This window comes from Buttiauxella noackiae ATCC 51607, from assembly GCF_001654865.1.
Classification (GTDB): Bacteria; Pseudomonadota; Gammaproteobacteria; order Enterobacterales; family Enterobacteriaceae; genus Buttiauxella; species Buttiauxella noackiae.
The window spans coordinates 1-5,009 of the sequence record NZ_LXEO01000073.1 but is presented as its reverse complement, the minus strand read 5'-3'; the positions used below and the strand labels follow the sequence as shown (position 1 = coordinate 5,009).

Sequence of the window (5,009 nt, the reverse complement as noted above, 5' to 3'; positions counted from 1 at the left end):
ATTACAGCCACCCCGGATTCATCACCGGGGCTATTGTTCATGTTTTTTTTCATTTCTATTTTAACTCTTTAGGTTGGAAGGATGGCATTGCTACTGGCATTAAAAACTATCGCTCTACTATACTTAAATCAAACATAAACCCAGAGGGCAGTTCTTTGATAAAAAGTCCACGCATAGATAATATTAAAGATAAAACAATAAAAAATTTCAATTTCTCCACAAAAAAAGCATAAACAACTAATTTAAGAAGGATTTTAATTTTTAAATTAAAACTATCAGTAACTTGAAATTTTTATTGGCTTTATATATGTGTGGACATAATTATTTGTTACTCGACATTTAACATAAATTATTTTTTTAAAGTGAATTATTATTCATAGATTTAGTGATAGTTATTCATATTAATGTTTTGTTATTATTTTCTTCATTGGTATAGCAATGTTTGGGGGGATATTCATCTTTAACACTCATAGAACTATCCTGGTTTGTCATTGAAACTGAATGGAAACTTAAATGTCAGTACTGGATATCATGTGAAAATCCAAAAGCCAGGTATTTAATACTAAAATTATCTCCAGAAAGAAGGACTTTTCATTTCGGGAGGAAAGCTTAGTGTGTGAATTTGAGCCTGATCATGAATTACATGGCTTTGTTGAAAAATCTAACTTTTGACCGCAATCAGGATCTGACCACCACATTCCAGTGTCTTCTGGCGGTATTTTATGGCAAAACATAAGTTCAAAATCACCAACTGGAACGCCTACAACAAGGCGCTCGTCAACCGGGGCTCATGCGTTCTGGCTTGATGAGTAGCCATTCACGCCTGCATATCGATTCCAGCGGCCTGAAAGTCTGTGATGAGGGCGAGTGGAAGGTCAAAAAGTACGGTCAGGAAAAGCGGCTCATCTGGATGAAAATTGCACCTGCGGGTGAACGGAGATACCCCCGAGGTTATCTGTGACGATTTATCCTAGTATCAAGATTGGAAAGGGATTAAAAGACGCAAATCTCAAAAAGTGTGTGGAGCTAAAACTGGGGGACTTACAACTACTGCCCCATGCTTTTTCATGCTCTACTAAAATGGCGCACTCTGTTTATGCATTGTTGAATGCATTAATTATATGGTGTTTGTATTGTAAGAATAAGCAAATGCTAAGAATTGATGATATGAAAAGTGTTAAACGATGGTTATTAGGTTGGGTGCATTCAGATTTTTCTTCCTATAAAAAAGCTTACCAGCAATTTGGTGGCAGTTTGAATATGAACCCCGATGTGCTTGACTATTTTATGCATAAGAAAAATTTAAGCGTGGAATTTTTCAAGTATGAACAAAATGGAGAAATAAAAGCGAGTTACTTTACGGTAAATGGCAAGCCACCCGGTTTGAATATTGCTTGTGATTACCCCGTGTCTTTTGATGAGTTACTGATTCCAGCTCATCGGAAAGCACGATTTTTCCTGCCAGATAGTACCAATAAGTTGTCTGTTGGGAATCAACATAACGTTAAAAATGCGACCTTCACACTATTCAGAAAAAAGCAGGTTTGTTGGGTTAAAAATGCATTTTCTGCAAAAAATGAAAAAAACCGGCGCAATGAGTTTAATAAGTTCATTAAGAACGGCGGCGAAGTTAAAACCTGTGATGAGTTATCCTCTGAAGAGTTAGCGCATATATATGTGCAGTTATTCAAGTTGAGATTTGAAGAAAACGTACGTTGTTATGAGAGGGCAAATCTTATTGAATTTTTGTCAACTTTTAGAAACATGTTGTTTGGCAATGTGCTGTATATCAATGGAAAGCCATGTGCTTATGATTTGATGTTTAAGTCAGAAAGTCATGAAGCTATCTATTTTGATGTGCCCAATGGGGGACTGGACAAAAACTATCTACATTTGAGCATTGGCAGTGTGCTGATGTGGCTTAATATCCAGTCAGCTAAAGCACTTTGTGCTTCACTAGGAAAGAAAATGACGCTCTCTATTGGTATTTATGAACCTCAGTGGGAATACAAAAAAAGATGGGCGACGGTATCTAAAGTTGGGAAAGTGCTCTGTTAGAAAACAGTAGGTGACACTGGGCCAAAATCAGTTTTACACAAAACTTAAGATCTCCGTCTTTCCTGAAACTCCGGATAAATTCAGCTGGAGTCATGTTATTTGTAAGCGTCGTCTCAGCACCGTCTGGCAGATTCTGAAATTCCTGAGAGGATAGTGGACACCAAATATGGTGGACGCTGTCCATGAATTCATTAACTTCTGTTCGTAAAAAACACCCCAACTATCCCGTTGAGTTCAAAATCAAAATGGTCGAACTTGATCCTACCCACGTAATGTGGACACAGCCCTAAGCGAGATTCTGGTTTTCAAACTGTTCCGGGCTGAGTCCGCCACAGGCGCTGTGACGTCTCCAGCGATTGTAATCACACTCGATATAATTAAACGTAAGCGTCCAGCGAGAGCCGTCTGGTCATAATCTGATTCATCCGACAAAGTGGTGTACACCAAATAGTGGTGGGAACCAAAGTGTCAGATATGCAGAAAAATGTGACTTCCGGCAGGCGTAAAGGCTGTCCTAATTATCTTCCCGAATTTAAGCAACAGCTCGTTGCAGCTTCCTGTGAACCCGGCGTGTCGATATCAAAACTGGCGCTTGAAAACGGCATCAACGCCAATCTGTTATTTAAATGGCGCCAGCAGTGGCGCGAGGGAAAGCTGCTATTACCTTCCTCTGAGAGTCCTCAGCTACTTCCTGTGACTCTCGATACCACCGCCGTACAGCCAGAACCGCTCGCAGAGGCTCCTGAGGCCCTCATTATCAGCTGTGAGGTAACGTTCCGGCACGGGACGCTTCGCCTCAACGGCACTGTCAGCGAAAAGCTCCTGACTCTGCTGGTACAGGAACTTAAGCGATGATCCCGTTACCTTCAGGGACCAAAATCTGGCTGGTTGCCGGTATTACCGACATGAGAAATGGCTTCAACGGCCTGGCTGCAAAAGTGCAGACGGCGCTGAAAGATGACCCGATGTCGGGTCACGTCTTTATCTTCCGGGGACGCAGTGGCAGTCAGGTCAAACTGCTCTGGTCCACCGGCGATGGTCTGTGTCTGCTGACGAAACGACTTGAACGCGGCCGCTTCGCCTGGCCGTCGGCCCGTGATGGCAAAGTGTTCCTGACGCCAGCGCAGCTGGCGATGCTGATGGAAGGCATCGACTGGCGACAACTTAAGCGGTTGCTGACCTCCCTGACCATGCTGTAAGCCTGTTTATCCTGGTTGTTGCACAATAACCCTGGTAAAATACAGGGTTATGAACGACACCTCTTCTGACGATATCCTTCTACTGAAACAGCGCCTGGCCGAACAGGAGGTGCTGTTACAGGTCTTGCAGGAAAAGCTGGCTTCCCGTGAACGCGAAATAGACCATCTGCAGGCACAACTGGATACACTTCGCCGCATGAACTTCGGCAGCCGCTCAGAAAAAATATCCCGCCGTATCGCACAGATGGAAACTGACCTGAACAGGCTTCAGAAGGAAAGTGACGTTCTCACAGGCCGGGTTGATGACCCTGCGGTTCAGCGGTCACTTCGCCAGACCCGCACCCGGAAACCGTTCCCTGAATCACTTCCTCGCGATGAAAAGCGTCTGTTGCCAACTGAGCCCTGCTGCCCGGGTTGTGGTGGGTCGCTGACTTACCTTGGTGAAAACGTAGCCGAACAACTGGAGCTGATGCGCAGCGCGTTCCGGGTTATCCGCACGGTACGGGAAAAGCACGCCTGCACAAAATGCGATTTTATCGTTCAGGCACCCGCACCTTCGCGTCCCATAGAGCGGGGCATAGCCGGACCGGGGCTGCTGGCGCGCGTGTTGAGTTCAAAGTATGCAGAGCATACCCCGCTGTATCGTCAGTCAGAAATATACGGTCGCCAGGGTGTGGACCTGAGCCGTTCACTGCTGTCGGGCTGGGTGGATGCATGCTGCCGGTTGCTGTCACCGCTGAACGAAGCCCTTCAGGACTACGTACTGACCGATGGAAAACTCCACGCTGATGATACGCCGGTCCCGGTCCTGTTGCCGGGCAATAAAAAGACGAAAACCGGGCGGTTGTGGACATACGTACGTGATGATCGTAACGCAGGGTCAGCGCTGCCGCCTGCAGTGTGGTTCGCTTACAGCCCCGACAGAAAAGGACTCCACCCGCAGACACATCTTGCCGGCTTTAGCGGAGTGCTGCAGGCAGATGCATATGCCGGGTTCAACGAGCTGTACCGCGCTGGCCATATAAAGGAAGCGGCCTGCTGGGCTCATGCCCGTCGCAAAATCCACGATGTTCACGTTCGGACGCCATCGGCAACAACAGATGAAGCTCTGAAGCGTATCGGACAGTTTTACGCCATCGAGGCAGGCATAAGGGGAATGCCAGCAGAACAGCGCCTTGCCGAACGGCAGCTAAAAACGAAACCACTGCTGACATCACTGGAAAGCTGGCTGCGTGAAAAAATGAAAACCTTGTCCCGACACTCAGAGCTGGCAAAGGCGTTCACCTATGCACTGAACCAGTGGCAAGCGTTGACGTACTACGCAGACGACGGCTGGGCTGAAGCGGATAACAACATCGCGGAGAATGCACTGCGGATGGTCAGTCTGGGTCGTAAAAACTACCTGTTCTTCGGCTCTGACCATGGTGGTGAGCGCGGAGCGTTGCTGTACAGCCTGATAGGGACGTGCAAACTGAACGGAGTGGATCCGGAGCGCTACCTTCACCATGTTCTTGATATTATCGCGGACTGGCCGATAAACCGGGTCAACGAACTGCTACCGTGGCGCATCACACTGCCTGCGGAATAACCTTCGTCGTCAATACGGTTCTCGGCGTACGCTTACAATTAAACACCGTCGCCCGCATTATTTCCCGGCTGATAAAGCGTTCCCCGTGGATACATTCTACTTCCAGCGAGTGAAAGAAGCTTTCCACGTGTAAGTATCCCTGTAATCCGTACCATTCACTTTTA

Annotated in this window: 5 protein-coding genes and 3 pseudogenes; 6 read left to right on the top strand and 2 right to left on the bottom strand. The window is 46.6% G+C overall.

The window, feature by feature from the left end; all coding sequences use genetic code 11:
• From M979_RS23660 to M979_RS22110, 3 genes and pseudogenes are all read left to right on the top strand, one after another.
• The coding region (locus tag M979_RS23660) for a hypothetical protein (protein ID WP_209439649.1) at positions 1 to 233 on the top strand (233 nt) is incomplete at its 5' end.
• A gap of 584 nt (positions 234 to 817) precedes the next feature.
• Positions 818 to 971 (top strand): annotated as a pseudogene (locus M979_RS24105) (transposase); the annotation flags it as partial.
• A 109-nt stretch (positions 972 to 1,080) separates the two neighbouring features.
• On the top strand, positions 1,081 to 2,058 hold the full coding sequence (locus tag M979_RS22110) for a GNAT family protein (protein WP_342446870.1): 978 nt from the start codon (positions 1,081 to 1,083) through the stop codon (positions 2,056 to 2,058).
• A gap of 286 nt (positions 2,059 to 2,344) precedes the next feature.
• Here M979_RS22110 and M979_RS22940 read toward each other — a convergent pair.
• Positions 2,345 to 2,440: pseudogene (locus tag M979_RS22940) on the bottom strand (IS3 family transposase); the annotation flags it as partial.
• A 92-nt stretch (positions 2,441 to 2,532) separates the two neighbouring features.
• Between M979_RS22940 and tnpA the strand changes: the two are divergent.
• From tnpA to tnpC, 3 genes are read left to right on the top strand one after another with little or no spacing between them, the layout of a single operon-like run.
• Positions 2,533 to 2,913, top strand: a complete 381-nt coding sequence (tnpA, locus tag M979_RS22105; RefSeq protein WP_064556427.1) for an IS66-like element accessory protein TnpA — start codon at positions 2,533 to 2,535, stop codon at positions 2,911 to 2,913.
• A complete protein-coding gene (gene tnpB, locus M979_RS22100; RefSeq protein WP_064556426.1) occupies positions 2,910 to 3,257 on the top strand; it encodes an IS66 family insertion sequence element accessory protein TnpB in 348 nt (115 codons plus the stop codon). The genes tnpA and tnpB overlap by 4 nt, the downstream gene beginning before the upstream one ends.
• Before the next feature lie 49 nt (positions 3,258 to 3,306).
• Complete coding sequence (tnpC, locus tag M979_RS22095) at positions 3,307 to 4,845, top strand: IS66 family transposase (RefSeq protein ID WP_064556425.1); 1,539 nt, start codon at positions 3,307 to 3,309, stop codon at positions 4,843 to 4,845.
• 37 nt (positions 4,846 to 4,882) lie between these two features.
• Here the strand turns inward: tnpC and M979_RS22935 are convergent.
• Positions 4,883 to 5,009, bottom strand: a pseudogene (locus M979_RS22935) (IS3 family transposase); the annotation flags it as partial.